The organism is Streptomyces sp. NPDC026538 (assembly GCF_055567535.1).
In genome coordinates, this window is the sequence record NZ_JBVHQG010000011.1 from 113634 (window position 1) to 131371 (window position 17738).

A 17738-nucleotide genomic window follows, 5' to 3' on the forward strand; every position below is an offset into this window, starting at 1 on the left:
GGGCTCGACTACGACAGGTGTACGTCAGCCGCTGCCGACGAACAGCACCATCAGCAACCACACCACCGGAGCCGTGGGCAGCAGGGAGTCCAGCCGGTCCATGATGCCGCCATGCCCCGGGAGCAAGGTGCCCATGTCCTTGATGCCCAGGTCCCGCTTGATCATGGACTCGCCGAGGTCGCCGAGGGTGGCGCTGGCCGCGACCGCGAGGCCCAGCAGCAGGCCCTGCCACCAGGTGCCGTCGTCGATCAGGAACTGCATGCACAGCGCGCCCGCCACCATGGCGAACAGCACCGCGCCGACCAGGCCCTCGCGGGTCTTGCCGGGGCTGATGCGCGGGGCGAGCTTGTGGGTGCCGAACCGCCAGCCGACCGCGTAGGCCCCGGTGTCGCTGACCACCGTGAGGAGGAGGAAGGTGATCACCCGGCGCGGGCCGTCGTCGGCGGTGAGCATCATCGAGACGAAGGTCGCCAGGAACGGCACGTAGAACGCCGCGAAGAGACCCGCCGTGACGTCCCGGAGATAGCCCTCCGGCGGTTCCGTCATCCGCCAGACCAGAACCGCGAGCCCGGTGAGCGCCAGGGCGACCCAGGCACCCTCGGCACCGCGGGCGTAGCCGGCGACCACCATCGCCGCGCCGCCCAGTGCCAGCGGGACCAGGGGCGCCTTGATGTTCTTGCGCTCCTGGAGCCGGCTGGTCAGCTCCCACAGGCCCACCACGACCGCGACCGCGACCACGCCGACGAAGACGGCCTTGACGACGAACAGGGATGCCACGATCACGACGCCCAGTCCGACGCCGACCCCTATCGCCGCACCCAGGTCCCGACCCGCGCTCTTCTTCTGCGGCGCGGGCGCCGGCTGCGGGGCGTCGGGCATGGGCTCCGGATTCTGCGGCGCCGCCGCATGCGGCAGAGGCTGCGCCGACGGGGTGTCGTTGCGGTACGTCCCGTCGCGAGACGTACCGTCCTGGAACGTCTCGTCTCGGAACAGGGGGCCGCTCAGCCGAGAGGCCCCCCGGTCGTCGTCCTGGTCTCCGCCGTACGCGGGTACGTCGTCGGGCACGATCGGCATGGGGCGAGTCTGCTGCGCGTCATGCGCATCGTACGCGGGACCCGCCGGGGCGGCTCCCTGGACATGCCCCTGTCCATAGCCATGGGCGTAGCCCTGGTCGTACCCCTGGCCGGGAACCTGGTACCCCTGACCGTGGCCGGCACCGTTGGCGTGACCATGGCCCTGGACAGGGCCCTGGTCATACCCCTGGCCTGGGACGGGACCCTGGTCGTCGTACCCCCGGCCCTCGGCAGGACCCTGGTCGTACCCCTGGCCGGTGCCCTGATCGGTCGGCCCCCAGTACCCGGCCGGTGATCCGGCCTGCGGACCGGCGTGTGGCGGCGCTCCCCAGGATGAGTCGTTCATCAGACTTCGAGAAGCTCCGCTTCCTTGTGCTTGAGGAGCTCGTCCACCTGCGCGACGTACTTCGCGGTGGTGTCGTCGAGCTCCTTCTCGGCGCGACGGCCCTCGTCCTCGCCGACCTCGCCGTCCTTGATCAGCTTGTCGATGGCGTCCTTGGCCTTGCGGCGGACGGAACGGATGGACACCCGGGAGTCCTCCGCCTTGCTCTTGGCGACCTTGATGTAGTCGCGGCGGCGCTCCTCGGTGAGCTCCGGGAACACCACCCGGATGATGTTGCCGTCGTTGCTGGGGTTGACGCCCAGGTCCGAGTCGCGGATCGCCTGCTCGATGTTGCGCAGCGCGCTCTTGTCGAACGGGGTCACGACCGCCATGCGCGGTTCCGGCACGGAGAACGAGGCCAGCTGGTTGATCGGCGTCGGCGCGCCGTAGTAGTCGGCCACGATCTTGTTGAACATCGCCGGGTGCGCACGTCCGGTGCGGATCGCGGCGAAGTCCTCCTTGGCGACCACGACGGCCTTCTCCATCTTCTCCTCGGCCTCGAGGAGGGTCTCTTCGATCACCACTTGCTCCTGCGTGTCTTGAGTAAGGCCCGGCTGCGGTTCCTGTGCGGGCGGCGGCCGGCTGCGTCGCGTCTTCTTTCCTGCACGGTTCCCGACCGGCAGGACATTGTCCATCCCCCGGTCAGGGTGCGTCAGGCGGTGCCGGTCAGGCCCGGCCGCCCTGGTCACCCACCAGCGTGCCGATCTTCTCACCCTTGACGGCCCGCGCGATATTGCCTTCCACGAGCAGCTCGAACACCAGGATCGGCAGCCTGTTGTCGCGGCAGAGCGTGATCGCCGTGGCGTCGGCGACCTTGAGCTCGCGGGTGATGACCTCGCCGTAGCCGAGGGAGTCGAACTTGACGGCGTCCGGGTTCTTCTTCGGGTCGGAGTCGTAGACGCCGTCCACGCCGTTCTTGCCCATGAGCAGTGCCTCGGCGTCGATCTCCAAGGCGCGCTGGGCGGCGGTGGTGTCGGTGGAGAAGTACGGCATGCCCATACCGGCGCCGAAGATGACCACGCGGCCCTTCTCCAGGTGGCGCACGGCGCGCAGCGGGATGTACGGCTCGGCGACCTGGCCCATGGTGATCGCGGTCTGCACCCGGCTGTCGATGCCCTCCTTCTCCAGGAAGTCCTGGAGGGCCAGGCAGTTCATCACCGTGCCGAGCATGCCCATGTAGTCCGAGCGGGCCCGGTCCATGCCGCGCTGCTGGAGCTCGGCGCCGCGGAAGAAGTTGCCGCCGCCGATGACGACGGCGACCTCGGCGCCGTCGCGGACGACGGCCGCGATCTCACGGGCGATCTTGTGCACCACGTCCGGGTCCACGCCCAGGCCGCCGCCACCGGCGAACGCCTCTCCGGACAGCTTCAGCAGAAACCGGCCGCGTACTTTGCCGTCGTCGCTCTTCTGAGCCTTGGTGGTCATGGAGATCCCGCCTCTTTCACGTGGTGCACATACGAAGAAGGCCATTGCCGGTGGGGTCGCTTTTCGCTGCCCATGCGCGGCAATGGCCTCCTCGTCAGATCTGCTGCCGTCCGTCACGACCCTGGGTCTGGCCGGGTACCCGGACGACTGCTGTCGACCGACCCTATCGGGATTTCCCCACGGGTCGCGTGTCGATCGCGGTACGGACTCAGATGCCGACCTTGATGCGCGTGAAGCGCTTCAGGGTGACACCGGCCTCGTCCAGAACCTTCTGGACCGACTTCTTGTTGTCGAGCGCGTACGGCTGGCCGAGCAGCGTGGCGTCCTTGAAGAAGCCGTTGAGGCGACCCTCGACGATCTTCGGCAGGGCGGCCTCGGGCTTGCCTTCGGCGCGGGTGGTCTCCTCGGCGATACGACGCTCCGACTCGACGACGTCGGCCGGCACGTCCTCCTTGGAGAGGTACTTGGGCGCGAAGGCGGCGATGTGCTGGGCGACGCCCTTGGCGATCTCGGCGTTCGGCTTGTCGAGCTCGACGAGGACACCGATCTGCGGGGGCAGGTCGGGCATCGTGCGGTGCATGTACGCGAGCACGAAACCGTCGGCGTACTGCGCGAAGCGGTCCAGGACGATCTTCTCGCCGAGGTTGGCGTTGGCCTCGTCCACGAACGCCTGGACGGTCTTGCCGGGCTCGATCTCGGAGGCGAGCAGGGCGTCCAGGTCCGCGTAGGTGGACTTGGCGACGTGCTCGGCGATGGCGTTGGCGGCGGCCTGGAACTTCTCGCCCTTGGCGACGAAGTCCGTCTCGCACTTCAGCTCGACGAGGACGCCGGAGGAGTTGTCGTCGGCGATGATCGAGACCACGGCGCCGTTCTCGGCGGAGCGGCCCTCGCGCTTGGCGACGCCCTTCTGGCCCTTGATGCGGAGCGCCTCGACAGCCTTGTCGACATCGCCCTCGGCCTCGTCCAGGGCCTTCTTGCAGTCCATCATGCCGGCGCCGGTGAGCTCGCGGAGCTTCTTGACGTCAGCGGCGGTGTAGTTCGCCATGAGTCGTTAAGTCTTTCTCGAAGTCGGGAGATCTGCCCGATCCACGATCCACACGTAGATGTAGACCGCGAATCTATGGGTGAACGGCGGGGGCGTTCGGGATGTCGCCGCCCCCGCCGACAACGCTGACGGGTCAGGCCTGCTCGGCGTCCGCGGCGGGCGCCTCGGTCGCGGGCGCCTCGGCCGCGGGGGCCTCGACAGCGGCCTCGGCGGCAGCCGGAGCCTCGGCCTGCTCGGCGTCGGCGACCTTCTCGGTCTCGGCGGAGGTCTGGACCTCGGGCTCGTCGGCCTTCTTCTCGCCCTCGAGCAGGTCGCGCTCCCAGGCCGCCAGCGGCTCGCCCGCGGCCTTGTCGCCCTTGCCCTCGGTGGCGACACCGGAGCGGGAGATGAGGCCCTCGGCCACGGCGTCGGCGATCACGCGGGTGAGCAGGGTGACGGAGCGGATCGCGTCGTCGTTGCCCGGGATCTTGTAGTCGACCTCGTCGGGGTCGCAGTTGGTGTCGAGGATCGCGACGACCGGGATGTTGAGCTTCCGGGCCTCACCGACCGCGATGTGCTCCTTCTTGGTGTCCACGATCCAGACGGCGCTGGGCACCTTCTGCATCTCGCGGATACCGCCGAGGGTCTTCTCCAGCTTGGCCTTCTCGCGCGACAGCACGAGAAGCTCCTTCTTGGTCAGACCGGACGCGGCGACGTCCTCGAAGTCGATCTGCTCGAGCTCCTTGAGGCGCTGCAGACGCTTGTAGACGGTCGAGAAGTTGGTGAGCATGCCGCCCAGCCAGCGCTGGTTGACGTAGGGCATGCCGACGCGGGTGGCCTGCTCCGCGATGGCCTCCTGCGCCTGCTTCTTCGTGCCGACGAACATGACCGTGCCGCCGTGGGCGACGGTCTCCTTGACGAACTCGTAGGCGCGGTCGATGTACGACAGCGACTGGAGCAGGTCGATGATGTAGATGCCGTTGCGCTCCGTGAAGATGAAGCGCTTCATCTTCGGGTTCCAACGACGGGTCTGGTGACCGAAGTGGACGCCGCTCTCCAGCAGCTCCCGCATCGTGACGACGGCCATGGCCGTATCTCCTTGAATTTCTCGGTTGTGCCGCGGGTACCGGACGGCTCCCGCGCCTGACGCCCGTTTGCGCTGTGCCACGAAGGACCGAGAAGCGCTGACTCAGATCGTTGTGCTGACCTGATGTCGGGGCGTGCGAAGTCGACCCGGTGACCCGGATCGCCAAAGGAAGTGTACGGGACCCGCGAGGCACCGGGTGACGCCGCTGTCCACAACGGGTGAGTAATCCACAGGTACCGGCCATGATCGGCGGTTTACGGGATGGTCCGGTCATGTGGGCGATGCGACGAACGATGCGGTGGGTGGGCGCGGCGGCGGTGCTGCCGCTGCTCCTGGCGGTGACCGGGACCCTGACGGCGACCGGGGCCTGGGGCCGGCCCTGGGCTCTGGCCCGGGCGGAGGATGCCCCGCCTCTTCCAGGGACGGTTCCGGCGATCGGCCGCGCCTGGCCGGTGGGGGTACGACCGCCGGTCCTGCGGGGCTGGGAGCCGCCGGCGACGGTGTACGGCCCCGGGCACCGCGGGGTCGATCTGGGCGCCGCGCCCGGCGCGGAGGTCCGGGCGGTGGCGGCGGGCCGGGTCTCTTTCGCGGGGCGGGTGGCCGGGCGGGGCGTGGTGTCGGTGCGACTCGCCGGGACGGACCTGCGCACCACGTACGAACCGGTGACGGCGCAGGTCGAGAAGGGAGAGGAGGTGGCGGCGGGGCAGGTGGTGGGGACGGTGGAGCCGGCGGGTGCGCACTGTGATGCAGGTGCGTGCGTGCACTGGGGTCTGCTCAGGGGGGACGTGTACGTGAACCCCTTGCTGCTGTTGCCGCCGTGGTTGCTGAACGGGGGTCCGTCAAGACTGCTGCCGGTACTGGGGGTGCCGCTCCCGGAGGGGTGATCCGGAGGCGGAGGACGGTGGTGTGCGTGCGGGTGGGTGGAGGCTGGTCACGCGGTTTCCCTCGCTCCTGAAGCGGCGTGGGGGGCTGGTCACGCGATTCCCCGCGCGCCTCAAAGGGCGTGGGGGCTGGTCACGCGATTCCCCGCGCCCCGGAAAGGGCGTGGGGGCTGATCACGCGCTCTCCCGCGCGCCTGAAGGGACCTTCCACTCGCGTCGACCACCCGGAAGGCCCCCCGGTCTCAGCCCCGCACACCCCGCACACCCCGCAGGGCCATGGCGACGGCCGCGTCCGTGATGACCGTCGGATCCTCCGCCGCGCCCAGCTCGATGCGCCGTACCGCCGCGTCCACGACGCCCTGCACCAGCATCGCCGCCAGCCTGGGCTGCTCATGCCCCAGCTCCCCCAGCGCCTCCACGATCATCGCGACCAGCCCGCCGTGCGCGGCCCGGATCTTCTCCCGCGCCCCGACGTCCAGCTCGCTCGCCGAGATCGCGACCACCGCCCGGTGCCGCCGGTCCCCGACCAGAGCCAGCTGCTGCCGCACATAGGCCTCGACCTTGCCCTCGCCGGATGCCGCCCGCTCCATCGCCGCCTCGACCTCCGCCGCCCACACCGGGAAGTCGACCGCGCACAGCTCCTCGACCACCGCGGCCCGGGAACGGAAGTACTCGTACACGGACGAGCGTGCGAGTCCCGTCCGCTCGGCGAGCGCGGGGAACGTCAGCGCCTCCGTCCCGCCCTCCGACAGGAGGGACCGCGCCGCGTCCAGCAGGGCGGCTCGCTGCATCGACCGGTGCTCGGCCACGGAGGCCGCTCGAATCCTTGGCACGTCAACCACTCTACGGACGCGCCGCGCCGGACGGGAGACAGCGCCACCGGGACACCGGTCACTCCCGACCGGCACACCCTGAAATCTCCAGCTCAGCGGCCGAGAGCCGCCGATCAGCGACCGAAACTCGCCAACTTCGCGCGCAGCTGCAGCACGGACTTCGTGTGGATCTGGCTGACCCGGCTCTCGGTGACCCCGAGTACGTTGCCGATCTCGGCGAGCGTGAGCCCCTCGTAGTAGTAGAGGGTCACCACGGTCTTCTCCCGTTCCGGCAGCGTGTTGATGGCCCGCGCCAGGAACCGCCGCAGCTCCCGGTCCTCGGCCACCTCCACGGGGTTGTCCGCGGCGGTGTCCTCCAGCGTGTCCATGACGCTCAGCCCGTCGCCACCCTCACCCCCGACGTGCAGCAGCTCCTCCAGCGCCACCACGTTGGCCAGCGACAACTGGCTGAAGACGGCATGGAGTTCGTCGACCTCGATGCCCAGCTCGGCGGCCACCTCGCCCTCCGAGGGCGTCCTGCGCAGCCGGGCCTCCAGCGTGGCGTACGCCCGCTCGACGTTGCGCGCCTTCTGCCGTACGGACCGGGGGATCCAGTCCAGCGCCCGCAGCTCGTCGATCATCGCGCCCCGGATCCGGGTGATCGCGTACGTCTCGAACTTGATCTCCCGGTCGACGTCGAACTTCTCGATCGCGTCGATGAGCCCGAACACCCCGGAGGAGACGAAGTCGGCCTGCTCCACATTGGGCGGCAGACCGACGCTCACCCGCCCCGCCACGTACTTCACCAGCGGCGAGTAGTGCAGGATCAGCTGTTCCCGCAGCCGGTCGTCCCCCGTCGCCTTGTACGACCGCCACAGCTCGTCGAGCGTCGAGGGAGCCGGCGGCCGCACGCTGCCACCGTCGCGGGCGGCTGGGGGGATCGCCGCCCGGTCGGACCCGGAGGTGTGCTGGGGCATTCGTCGCCTTGTGCCGTTCTGCCGTGAAGTGCCAGGAAGTGCTGTGATGTGCCGTGAAGGGGGTGAGCAGGGGTGAAGGGTGCTGGTTGGGCAGGGTGTCGGTCTGGTGCCGGTTGGCGCGGTCTGCGTCAGGGCTTTCGTGAGCGTAGCGTGACTGAGGAGTCGCGGTGCGCGAACACCGAGGCTCCACCCCTGCGCGAACCCCCTGCACGGCACGTCCGGCCGCGCTCGGCGTGTCGCTCTGCGTGATCGGACAGAGGTGTCAACTCCGGGAATTCCCAAGGCCATCGGGGGTTCCCCCGGACGGCCGAACACGCTCGGTCAGCGCCGACTCCGACCCTCTCGGACCGAGATCATCGCCTGGCGTGTCAACTTCCAGCCGTCGCCGTGTCGTTCGACGTAACCAAGTGCTCGGAGTTCGTACAGCCTCGCGACGGCCTCGTCCTCGGACGTCTGGGCGCCCCGTGCCACCTCTTCGGGTGACGCCGGCCGGTTCCCCGGCAGCGCGGCCAGGACCCGCCGGGCGCCGGGTTCCAGCAGGTCACGCGGGAGGACGGGGCCGCGTCTGGCCGGTGCCAGGTCACCCATGTCGCCCACGAGTTCGACGACTTCCGCGGCGTCCGTGACGAGGGCGGCCTCCCCTCTCAGCAGTTCGTGCACCCCCGCCGAGAGGCCGCTGGTGGCGGGGCCGGGCACGCCCATGGTGAACCGGCCGAGCCGCTGCGCCGCCCGCGCGGTGACCAGCGAGCCGCTGCGGTGGGCGGCCTCCACGACGACGGTCCCCCTGGTCAGCGCCGCGATCACCCGGTTGCGGAGCACGAACCTGCTCTGCGTCGGATGCTCACCGGGCGGCAACTCCCCCACCACCAGGCCCTGTTCCGCGATCCTTCCGATCAACTCGGTGTGCCCGCGCGGGTAGGGCCGGTCGACCCCGCAGGCCAGCACCGCGACGGTGGCGCCGCCGGCGCCGAGCGCACCGCGGTGGGCGGCGCCGTCCACGCCGTAGGCGCCGCCGGACACCACCACCCAGCCGCGCTCGGCGAGCCCCGCGGCGAGGGTGGCCGCCATGTGCGCCCCGTACTCGGTGCAGGCCCGCGCCCCGACGACGGCGACGGCCCGCAGCGCCCACATCCGCAGACTGGGCCGCCCCCGCACCCACAGCCCGAGGGGACGGGCGTCCCCGAGGTCGTCGAGCTGGGTGGGCCACTCGGGGTCGCCGGGGGCGACGAAACGCACGCCGGCCTGCCGCGCCATCGCGAGGTCCCGCGCCGGGTCGGCGTGCCCGGCCCTGGCGCGGAGGCCCTCCCAGCGCGTCTCGCTCACCCCGGGCAGTGCCGTCGCCCCGCTCGCGCGCAGCCGCCTGGCCACCTCGTGCACCCCGTACTCCCGCAGCCACCGCCCGCCGGTCTCGTCGCCGGGCTCGATGACCCGGGTGAGAAGGATCCGGTCGAGCGGTCCGCCGCCGCTCATGGCCCGGTCCGTTCCAGGACCGCACCGCGCCGGACGCCGGTGCGCAGCTCCAGTGCCAGGTTGACGTCGTTCCCCGAAGGCCGGTCGTGGCCCGCGAGGTCGGCAAGGGTCCAGGCCACGCGAAGCACCCGGTCCAGGCCACGGGCGGTGAGCAGGCCCTGGTCGAGATCAAGTTCGGCCTTGGCGAGCGCGCCGGGCTGTACGTGCCAGCGGGTGCGCAGCTCATGGCCGGGCACCTCGCTGTTGGTGTGCCAGGGCAGCCCCTCGTAGCGGCGGGCGGCTCGCTCCCGGGCCGTGCGCACCCGGTCGGCCACGGCCGCGGAGGGTTCGGCGCTGGTGTGGAGCCGCAGCAGTTCCTCCCGGGCGACCGGCTCGACGGTCACCCTGAGGTCCACGCGGTCCAGCAGGGGGCCGGAGAGCCGGGCCCGGTACCGCCTGATCGAGGAGGGCCGGCACTCGCAGGTGTCACCGGGGGTGCCGTGCCGGCCGCAGGGGCACGGGTTGGCGGCCAGGACCATGAGGAACTTCGCCGGCATCCGCAGTATCCCGGCGGCCCGGGCGACCACGACGTGCCCGGACTCCAGAGGCTGGCGCAGGGCGTCCAGGACGCTGCTGTGGAACTCGGCGGCCTCGTCCAGGAAGAGCACGCCGTGGTGGGCCAGGGATACCGCTCCGGGGCGTGGCAGGCCGGTTCCGCCGCCGACCAGCGAGGCCATGGTGGCCGAGTGGTGCGGAGCGCAGTAGGGTGCCCGGTCGACGAGTGGATGGCCCGGCGGCAGTATCCCGGCGACCGAGTGGACGGCGGTGACCTCCAGGGACTCCTGGCGGCTCAGCTCGGGCAGCAGCCCCGGCAGCCGCTCGGCCAGCATGGTCTTGCCGGCTCCGGGCGGGCCCTTGAAGAAGACGTGATGGCGTCCGGCCGCCGCCACCTCCAGGGCGGCCCGGGCCACCGGCTGCCCGGCGACGTCGGCCAGGTCGGGTGCGTGGGGCCCGGTCGTCATGCCGGTGCCGAGCCCCATGCCGGGGAGGGCCAGCCCCGCGAGGAAGGGGTCGGAGCGGATCTCGCCGGGGACGGGCTCCTCGTCGGGCACCGGTTCGTCGGTGAGGACCGCGATCAGCTGGCGCAGGCTCCGTACGCCGAGCACCGACACGCCCGGCACCAGCGAGGCCTCCGGCGCCGCGCTCTCGGGTACGACCACCTGCTCGTATCCGGCGTCGGCGGCGGCCAGCACGGCCGGCAGGATGCCCCGGACCGGCCGCACCCGCCCGTCCAGGCCCAGCTCGCCGATCATCACGATCTCGGCGAGCACCCGGGGATCGATACGTTCGGCCGCGCCGAGCACCGCCGCGGCGACCGCCAGATCGAAGCCGCTGCCGCTCTTCGGCACCGACGCCGGACTCAGCCCCACCGTGAGCTTCTTCGAGGGCCAGGCCGCCCCCGAGTTCACCACCGCCGCCCGTACCCGGTCCTTGCTCTCCGTCAGGCTCTTGTCCGGCAGCCCCACCAGCGTGAACGCCGCCACGCCGGGCTCCAGGTCGGCCTGGACCTCGACCACCACACCCTCGACGCCCACCAGCGCCACCGAGCACGTCCGCGCGAACCCCATCTCACGCCACCCCCCGCGCGTGCTCGACCACGGGCGCCCCGCGCTGCGGCAGCAGCACGCCGACCACGTCGATGCGGACCCCGCCCGGCGGCGCCCCTCCGTGGACGTGGATCCAGTGTTCGGCGAGGCCGCGCAGGCGCTCCGCCTTCTCGCGGGTCACCCCGGCCATGGGGTGTTCGAAGAACCCCGCGCGCCGGGTCTTGACCTCGCAGACCACCAGGACGTCCCCGTCCCGCGCCACGATGTCGATCTCGCCCGACCTGCCGCAGCGCCAGTTGCGCTCCAGGATCGTGAGACCGGCTTCCGTCAGCCGCCGCGCGGCCAGCGTCTCGCCGTACCTGCCCAGTGCGCTGCGTGCCCGATTCGTGTCCATGTCGGCACCACCTCCGGCGCCAACCGTCACGCATCTCCCACCCAGAAGTGGATCTTGGTGGGTTCCTCAGCGATTGTGGACAACTCCGTCACTCACACGAGTGACCCCACGTCGCCCCGAAGCCCGGGTCACCCGCCCGGAAGCTCCAGATCGGTCTTGTTCAGCTCCTCGATATTCACGTCCTTGAACGTGAGCACGCGGACCTGCTTCACGAAGCGGGCGGGCCGGTACATGTCCCAGACCCAGGCGTCCGCCATGGACACCTCGAAGAACACCTCACCCTGGACCGAGTGCACCTGCATCTCGTAGTCGTTGGTGAGGTAGAAGCGCCGCTCGGTCTCGATCACGTATTTGAACAGACCGACGACATCGCGGTACTCCCGGTAGAGCTTCAGCTCCATCTCGGTCTCGTACTTTTCGAGGTCCTCGGCGCTCATGGCATGTTCCCCTTCAGCCGTGCGATCCCACCATTGTGCGCCAGTCCCGCGCGCCCCTAGACGATTTCCGTGTCCAGGGTGACGGGCCTGACGGGGGGACCTTCGTCGAGCAGCCTACGGAACAGCTCGGCGAGTCTGGTCGGATACACCGTCTCATGTGCCCGGGTCAGTTCCCGGCACGTCCACCAACGTGCTCCCCCGACACTGCGCCGCTCCAGCTCGGTCAGGGCTCTGGCCTCGGGCATCACCTCAAAGGTATGCGGCGTCCGGGCCAGGTAGTACCACTCGTCCTGGTCCCAGCGGCGGCCGGCGAACGGGAAGGAGCACATCCGCCGCCACAGCAGCGGGCCGAGTTCGACGTCCGTGATGCCCGTCTCCTCGGCGAGTTCCCGCAGCGCGGCCTGCTCACGGGTCTCGTCGCCCTCCAGTCCGCCGCCGGGCGTGAACCACCAGTCGTCGGCCGGGTCGTCCGGTTCATGGCCGTGCAGGAGCAGGATGCGGTCGTCGGGGTTCAGGAGAACCACCCTGGCCACCTTGCGCGGGGCGCCGGGGGTGCCCTCCGGCAGCGCCTCAGCGGGCACCGGCGGGCTCCGTACGGCCGCGGCCGCGGGAGCGGCCCAGCAGGCCGGCGATCGGGCCGTACGCGCCGCCGGCGAGGACCAGCACGGCACCGCCCACGATCATGAACTCGATGATACGCAGCGGACCCGGCTGGGAGAGGGCGCCGAGCGTCTCGAATCCGGTCGGACGCTTGAGCAGGCCCTTCATGGGCCAGATGACGGAGTCCACCCGGGCGCTCACGGCGCTGCGCGCCACCGTGCCCTTCGCCGCGTCCGTGAGGTGGGCGGTGGAGTCCAGGGACCCCTGGCGCTCGTCGCCGAGGAGGAAGAGCCGGCCCTTGGGGACGGTGACGGTCGGGAAGCCCTGGAGCTCGGCCAGACTGCCCGCCGGCAGATACGGCTCGTCGATCTGCTTGCCGTTGACGGTCAGCTTGCCGTTCGTGCAGCAGGCGACGGTGTCACCGCCGATCGCGACCACGCGCTTGACGACGTCCGCGTTGGTGACCCAGCTCGTGTCGTGGAAGACCACCACGTCACCCCGGCGCACCTCGCCGCCGTCGATGCGCTGGCCGAGGACCCGGTCCCCGGCGTCGATCGTCGGGGTCATCGAACCGGTGGGCACGGTGTACGGCCGGTAGACCACCGCTCCCCAGGCGAACCCGCCGAGGAACAGCACGATGCCCAGCGCGACGGCGATCCCGGACAAGCGATTTCCGAGCGTGCCGCCGGCCCGCGCCGTGCCGGTGCTGGTGCCTCCGCTGCGCGGGGCCGTACGTATCGTGCTCTCGCCACCCATGAGGCCGCACCCTACCCGGCGGTACCGGGCAGGGGCAGCCCTTCTTCCCCGCCCCTGGTCACAAGCTCCCCAAGGGTTTCACATGGGCCGGTCAGCACCGGCCGGCAGCGGCCGGGCTCGCTCCGGTCAGCGCTTGCCGGCGGCCGCCGGCCGCTTCTCGAACTTCGACTCGATCCGCTCGCCCCGCCGGCGGCGCCACACCGCGATCGGCAGGACGGCCGCGACGGCCACGCCCTCCGGGGCCACCGAGAGGGAGGCCGCGGCGGACGACTGCGTGTTGATGCCGCTCTGGTCGAAGGTGTCCGGGACGGGCAGGGTGCCCCAGCGGTTGATCGGCCAGGCCTTGACGATGGCGCGGCCGACGACGTCCTTGACCGGGACCATGCCGTGGTGCTTGTCGGACTGGTTGTAGCGCGAGTCGCGGGAGTTCTGGCGGTGGTCGCCCATCACCCAGATGTAGCCCTTGGGCACCTTCACCGTGAACTGGCCGCCCTGGTCGTCGACGCTGCACGGGGTGTTGCCCGGATACACATACGGCTCGTTCAGCGCATGGCCGTTGACCATGACCGGGCCGCTGTTCTTACAGGAGACGGTGTCGCCGCCGACGCCGATGACCCGCTTGATGAGGTCCTTCTCCTCGGCGGACGGCATCAGGCCGATCCAGCTGAGGAACGTCTGGATCGCGTTCGGCTGGGCCGTGGGCTCGCCGGCCAGCCAGTCGTCCGGGTCGTGGAAGACGACGACCTCGCCGCGGTCCGGCTTGGAGCCGAACCACGGGGTGAGCTTGTCGACCAGGACCCGGTCACCCTGCTGGAGGGTGTTCTGCATCGAGTCCGACGGGATCGAGAACGCCTGCACCAGAAACGTCTTGATCAGCAGTGCCAGCACCAGCGCGATACCGATCAGGATCGGCAGCTCCTTCCAGAAGGAGCGGGGCTTCTTCGGTGCGGGCGCCGCCGAGTCGCCCGCACCCCTGTCCGTGTCCCCGCCGCCACCGCCGGGGTACGGGCCGTCCGCCGGACCGCCGTCCCCGGCCGGACCACCGTCATTCCCGGAGGTGGTACCACCGTCGACGGGGGGGACATTCTCCACGGGGCGCCCGCTGTGCTCCTCGCCGTCGTGTCCCGACCGTGCGCCAACCGCCACATCCCCCACGCCAACTCCTTACTCCGTGCCGCCGCCCGCGCCATCCCCGGCGCAGACCCACCACTCCCATAACGAGCGGGAGTTCCGCAGGGCTCGGGAGTTGGATGTTTCCATTCGGATCGTCGGAGGCAACCCTATGCGACAGGTGGGGAGCCGCGGTCGACCCCGACACGGAGTTCGAAACGCTTGCGAAGGTTTTAGGTTCGTTCAGCGAGGTCCAGTGCCCGAACGGCCAGCCGATCCACTTGGCCCGGCCCACCACCAGGCTCACCGGGACGGTGCCGCCGTAGTCGGTGTCCTGGTGCGCCCGGGAGTCGGCCGAGTTGCCGCGGTGGTCGCCCATCACCCACAGCCGCCCCTGCGGGACGGTGATGTCGAACTCGGTGGCGGACGGGACGTTCCCCGGATAGAGGTAGTCGCCCTCGGTCAGCGGTACGCCGTTGACGGTGACCCGGCCCTGCGCGTCGCAGCACTTGACGTGGTCGCCGCCGACACCGATGACCCGCTTGATGAGGTCCTTCTCGCTGGCGGAGGGCAGCAGACCGATGAAGGTGAGGCCTTCCTTGACCTGCTTGACGACGATCGGGTCGTTCGCCTGGGTGGTCTGCTCGTCGTTCAGCCAGCCGCCCGGGTCGTGGAAGACGACGACGTCCCCGCGGTGCGGCTTGGAGCCGAACCACGGGGTGAACTTGTCGACCAGGACACGGTCGCCGATCCGGATCGTCTGCTCCATGGAACCCGAGGGGATCACGAACGCCTGGACGAGGAACGTCTTCAGTACGAGAGCTATCAGGACGGCCACACCGATCAGCAGCGGTATCTCCCGCATCGCGCCGCGCCGGCGCTTGCGCTTGACCTTGCGCTGCAGCTTGCGCCGCTCCGCGCGGGACCGGCCGCCGGACGGTCCGGAGGAGCGCCGGACCCCGGTGGGCAGCAGATTGGCGGTGGCGTCGCTGGGCACGCCGCGCGGTTTGCCGCGGTTACCCATGGGCCGCTCCCGCCCCCTTCGACGGCTGTGCCGCCGGCACGCGCGCGTAGGCGGCGGGACGGGTGAGATGGGTCCAGTGGGCGTGCGGCCAGACGATCCAGTCGGCCCGGCCGATCACGTCCTTGACGGGGATCATGCCGCCACCGGGCGAGCCCAGATGGTCGCGGGAGTCGCTGGAGTCGCTGCGGTGGTCACCGAGGACGAAGAGCGTGCCGTCGGGGACCTCGACGTAGAAGGGCACGGTGGACGGGGTGTCACCGGGATAGAGGAACGCGGTCTCGTCGACCGACCGGCCGTTCACTTCGATCCTCCCCTCCTTGTCGCAGCAGACCACACGGTCTCCTCCCACACCGACAACGCGTTTGATGTAGTCGGCGTCCCCGAAGTACCCGGTGCCGTCGAACACGACGACATCGCCCCGGCGCGGCTCGGCACCGAAACGGTACGCCAACTTATTTACGAGAACTCGGTCCCCGATCCTCAATCCCTGTTCCATGGATCCGCTGGGAATCTGGAATGGTTGCGCCACGAGAGTGTTGAGGACGAGCAAAAACGCCAGGCAGGCGAAGAGGGTCAGGGTGATCCAGCCGCCCGGCAGCCAGTCGGTGACCCGCGTCAGGAACGCGAAACGCGACCGGTCCTCCGTGGCCTCCGGTTCGGGGCTGGAGGAGCGGTCGCGCTCCGTCGGCTGTGCTTCGGTGTCCATCGGGGCCAGATGTTATCCGGCCTCGGTAAGGCACCTTCTTATCGGCTCGCTCGCCTACGGCTCACGAGCCTGGTCGCACGCGATCAGTTGTCGCGCTTCTCCTTGATCTTCGCGGCCTTGCCGCGCAGGTCGCGCAGGTAGTAGAGCTTGGCGCGACGCACGTCACCGCGGGTGACGAGCTCGATCTTCTCGACGATCGGGGTGTGCACCGGGAAGGTGCGCTCGACGCCGACGGAGAAGGAGACCTTGCGGACCGTGAAGGTCTCGCGGACACCGCTGCCCTGGCGGCGGATCACAACGCCCTTGAACTGCTGCACACGGGAGCGGTTGCCCTCGATGACGCGGACGTGGACGTTGACGGTGTCACCCGGGCGGAAGGCCGGGACGTCGCTGCGCAGCGACGCGGAGTCGACGGTGTCGAGCAGGTGAGACATTTTTCGTCTGCTTTCTTCGCTGATGCCACAGGTCATCAACGGGAACTAGAGGTTCTTCGGAAGTGGGCCGTGCCGTCGGGGTGGGCGTCGTCTCCCCCTGTGGCAGGGGCGCACACCGGACGGTTCACAGCACAACAGCCGCCTATTCTTCCACGCCGGGGGCCCGGCGCCAAAATCGGCCGTGGGGCTCCCCCTCCGGGTCCGGTGCCCAGCCCAGGATGGAGAGCATCTCGCGGTCCTTCTTGTCGAACGCCTTGGGGTCGCAGCGCTCGATCAGGTCGGGCCGGTGCGTGGTCGTACGCTTCAGGGCCTCGTCACGGCGCCAGCGGGCGATCTTCCCGTGGTGGCCGCTGAGCAGCACCTCCGGGATGTCGCGGCCCCGCCACTGCGGCGGCTTGGTGTAGACGGGCCCTTCCAGGAGGTTGGCCATCGCTCCGGGCGCGAAGGAGTCGTCCCGGTGCGACTCGGCGTTGCCGAGGACGCCGGGCAGCAGCCTGGCCACGGCCTCGGTGACGACGAGTACGGCCGCCTCGCCGCCGGCCAGCACATAGTCGCCGATGGACACCTCGTGGACCGGCATCCGGGTGGCGTACTCGTCGATGACCCGCCGGTCGATGCCCTCGTAGCGGGCCGGTGTGAAGATCAGCCAGGGCCGCTCGGAGAGTTCGACCGCGAGTTCCTGGGTGAAGGGGCGGCCGCTGGGGGTGGGCACGATCAGCGCGGGGGCGTGCGCGCCGGTCTCGTAGCCGTCGGCGAGGACGGTGTCGAGGGCGTCACCCCAGGGGTCGGTCTTCATGACCATGCCGGGCCCGCCGCCGTACGGGGTGTCGTCGACCGTGTTGTGCCGGTCGTACGTCCAGGTCCGCAGATCGTGCACCCGCACGTCGAGCTGCCCACGCGCGCGTGCCTTGCCGACGAGCGAGACGTTCAGCGGTTCCAGGTACTCGGGGAAGATCGTGACGACGTCGAGGCGCATCAGGACTCGTCCGGGGAGGAGGCGCTGCGTCCATCAGCGACCGCGTCGGCCGCGTGGTCGTCGATCAGGCCCGGCGGGGGCGCGATGACGGCCTTCTGCTCCTCCAGGTCGATCTCGGTGACGATCGCCTCGACGAACGGGATCATCACCTCGCTGCCGTCGGGGCGCTCGACGATGAACAGGTCCTGGGAGGGCAGGTGCGAGATCTCGGTGATCCGGCCGACCTCGGTGCCGTCCGCGGTGACCACGTCCAGGTCGATCAGCTGGTGGTCGTAGTACTCGTCCTCGTCCTCGGGCAGCTCCTCCGGATCGACCTCGGCGATCAGGAGGGTGTTGCGCAGGGCCTCGGCCCCGGTGCGGTCCTTGACACCCTCGAAGCGCAGAAGCAGACGGCCGCTGTGCACCCGGCCCGTCTCGATGGTCAGCGGCCCCGTCGAGGCGGGATCGGTGGCGAGTACGGCGCCGGGCGCGAGCCTGAGCTCCGGCTCGTCGGTGCGTACCTCGACGGTGACCTCGCCCTTGATGCCGTGGGCGCGGCCGATCCGTGCGACTACCAGCTGCACTGTGCTTGTTCTCCTGTCATA

General features: G+C 70.4%; 21 protein-coding genes. 2 read left to right on the plus strand and 19 right to left on the minus strand.

Annotation, left to right across the window (positions count from 1 at the left end):
* Positions 1–24: 24 nt before the first annotated feature.
* On the minus strand, positions 25–1074 hold the full coding sequence (locus tag ACZ4N4_RS35655; RefSeq protein WP_453573593.1) for a phosphatidate cytidylyltransferase: 1050 nt from the start codon (positions 1072–1074) through the stop codon (positions 25–27).
* A 21-nt stretch (positions 1075–1095) separates the two neighbouring features.
* Here ACZ4N4_RS35655 and ACZ4N4_RS35660 point away from each other — a divergent pair, with 21 nt between their 5' ends.
* On the plus strand, positions 1096–1368 hold the full coding sequence (locus ACZ4N4_RS35660) for a hypothetical protein (protein WP_467596691.1): 273 nt from the start codon (positions 1096–1098) through the stop codon (positions 1366–1368).
* 50 nt (positions 1369–1418) lie between these two features.
* Here ACZ4N4_RS35660 and frr read toward each other — a convergent pair whose 3' ends face one another.
* The 4 genes from frr to rpsB form a co-directional block, all read right to left on the minus strand.
* On the minus strand, positions 1419–1976 hold the full coding sequence (gene frr, locus ACZ4N4_RS35665; protein ID WP_351712500.1) for a ribosome recycling factor: 558 nt from the start codon (positions 1974–1976) through the stop codon (positions 1419–1421).
* 145 nt (positions 1977–2121) lie between these two features.
* A complete protein-coding gene (pyrH, locus tag ACZ4N4_RS35670; RefSeq protein WP_450766862.1) occupies positions 2122–2880 on the minus strand; it encodes a UMP kinase in 759 nt (252 codons plus the stop codon).
* 208 nt (positions 2881–3088) lie between these two features.
* Positions 3089–3925, minus strand: a complete 837-nt coding sequence (gene tsf, locus ACZ4N4_RS35675) for a translation elongation factor Ts (RefSeq protein WP_453029771.1) — start codon at positions 3923–3925, stop codon at positions 3089–3091.
* 133 nt (positions 3926–4058) lie between these two features.
* The gene (gene rpsB / locus ACZ4N4_RS35680) at positions 4059–4991 is read right to left on the minus strand and encodes a 30S ribosomal protein S2 (RefSeq protein WP_467596695.1); all 933 of its coding nucleotides are present in this window, start codon (positions 4989–4991) and stop codon (positions 4059–4061) included.
* Positions 4992–5272: 281 nt separating this feature from the next.
* Between rpsB and ACZ4N4_RS35685 the strand changes: the two genes are divergently transcribed.
* On the plus strand, positions 5273–5875 hold the full coding sequence (locus ACZ4N4_RS35685) for a murein hydrolase activator EnvC family protein (RefSeq protein ID WP_467596698.1): 603 nt from the start codon (positions 5273–5275) through the stop codon (positions 5873–5875).
* Between the two features lie 239 nt (positions 5876–6114).
* Here ACZ4N4_RS35685 and ACZ4N4_RS35690 read toward each other — a convergent pair whose 3' ends face one another.
* The 14 genes from ACZ4N4_RS35690 to rimM form a co-directional block, all read right to left on the minus strand.
* Positions 6115–6681 carry a TetR/AcrR family transcriptional regulator gene (locus ACZ4N4_RS35690; RefSeq protein ID WP_467597056.1) on the minus strand — a complete coding sequence of 189 codons (567 nt, stop codon included), beginning with the start codon at positions 6679–6681 and terminating at the stop codon, positions 6115–6117.
* 137 nt (positions 6682–6818) lie between these two features.
* Positions 6819–7661, minus strand: a complete 843-nt coding sequence (gene whiG, locus ACZ4N4_RS35695) for an RNA polymerase sigma factor WhiG (protein ID WP_089098491.1) — start codon at positions 7659–7661, stop codon at positions 6819–6821.
* A 321-nt stretch (positions 7662–7982) separates the two neighbouring features.
* Positions 7983–9131 (minus strand): DNA-processing protein DprA, encoded by a 1149-nt coding sequence (dprA, locus tag ACZ4N4_RS35700; protein ID WP_467596701.1) that lies wholly within the window; start codon positions 9129–9131, stop codon positions 7983–7985.
* Positions 9128–10738: a YifB family Mg chelatase-like AAA ATPase gene (locus ACZ4N4_RS35705; protein WP_467596705.1), complete on the minus strand. Its 1611-nt coding sequence runs from the start codon at positions 10736–10738 to the stop codon at positions 9128–9130. The genes dprA and ACZ4N4_RS35705 overlap by 4 nt, the downstream gene beginning before the upstream one ends.
* Before the next feature lies 1 nt (position 10739).
* A complete protein-coding gene (locus tag ACZ4N4_RS35710) occupies positions 10740–11111 on the minus strand; it encodes a YraN family protein (protein WP_453573575.1) in 372 nt (123 codons plus the stop codon).
* Positions 11112–11239: 128 nt separating this feature from the next.
* Positions 11240–11548: a DUF2469 domain-containing protein gene (locus tag ACZ4N4_RS35715; protein WP_008745401.1), complete on the minus strand. Its 309-nt coding sequence runs from the start codon at positions 11546–11548 to the stop codon at positions 11240–11242.
* A gap of 56 nt (positions 11549–11604) precedes the next feature.
* The gene (locus ACZ4N4_RS35720) at positions 11605–12129 is read right to left on the minus strand and encodes an NUDIX hydrolase (protein ID WP_453573572.1); all 525 of its coding nucleotides are present in this window, start codon (positions 12127–12129) and stop codon (positions 11605–11607) included.
* Positions 12119–12904: a signal peptidase I gene (lepB, locus tag ACZ4N4_RS35725; protein WP_467596709.1), complete on the minus strand. Its 786-nt coding sequence runs from the start codon at positions 12902–12904 to the stop codon at positions 12119–12121. Before lepB (ACZ4N4_RS35725) ends, ACZ4N4_RS35720 begins: the two co-directional genes overlap by 11 nt.
* A 126-nt stretch (positions 12905–13030) precedes the next feature.
* Positions 13031–14059, minus strand: coding sequence for a signal peptidase I (lepB, locus tag ACZ4N4_RS35730; RefSeq protein ID WP_467596711.1), 1029 nt, complete (start codon positions 14057–14059; stop codon positions 13031–13033).
* On the minus strand, positions 13950–15038 hold the full coding sequence (lepB, locus tag ACZ4N4_RS35735; protein WP_467596713.1) for a signal peptidase I: 1089 nt from the start codon (positions 15036–15038) through the stop codon (positions 13950–13952). Before lepB (ACZ4N4_RS35735) ends, lepB (ACZ4N4_RS35730) begins: the two co-directional genes overlap by 110 nt.
* Complete coding sequence (gene lepB / locus ACZ4N4_RS35740) at positions 15031–15744, minus strand: signal peptidase I (RefSeq protein WP_467596716.1); 714 nt, start codon at positions 15742–15744, stop codon at positions 15031–15033. Before lepB (ACZ4N4_RS35740) ends, lepB (ACZ4N4_RS35735) begins: the two co-directional genes overlap by 8 nt.
* 83 nt (positions 15745–15827) lie before the next feature.
* Positions 15828–16178 (minus strand): 50S ribosomal protein L19, encoded by a 351-nt coding sequence (rplS, locus tag ACZ4N4_RS35745; RefSeq protein WP_351323547.1) that lies wholly within the window; start codon positions 16176–16178, stop codon positions 15828–15830.
* Positions 16179–16320: 142 nt separating this feature from the next.
* Complete coding sequence (trmD, locus tag ACZ4N4_RS35750) at positions 16321–17154, minus strand: tRNA (guanosine(37)-N1)-methyltransferase TrmD (RefSeq protein ID WP_453573558.1); 834 nt, start codon at positions 17152–17154, stop codon at positions 16321–16323.
* Positions 17154–17717, minus strand: coding sequence for a ribosome maturation factor RimM (gene rimM / locus ACZ4N4_RS35755; RefSeq protein WP_467596719.1), 564 nt, complete (start codon positions 17715–17717; stop codon positions 17154–17156). Before rimM ends, trmD begins: the two co-directional genes overlap by 1 nt.
* Between the last annotated feature and the right edge of the window lie 21 nt (positions 17718–17738).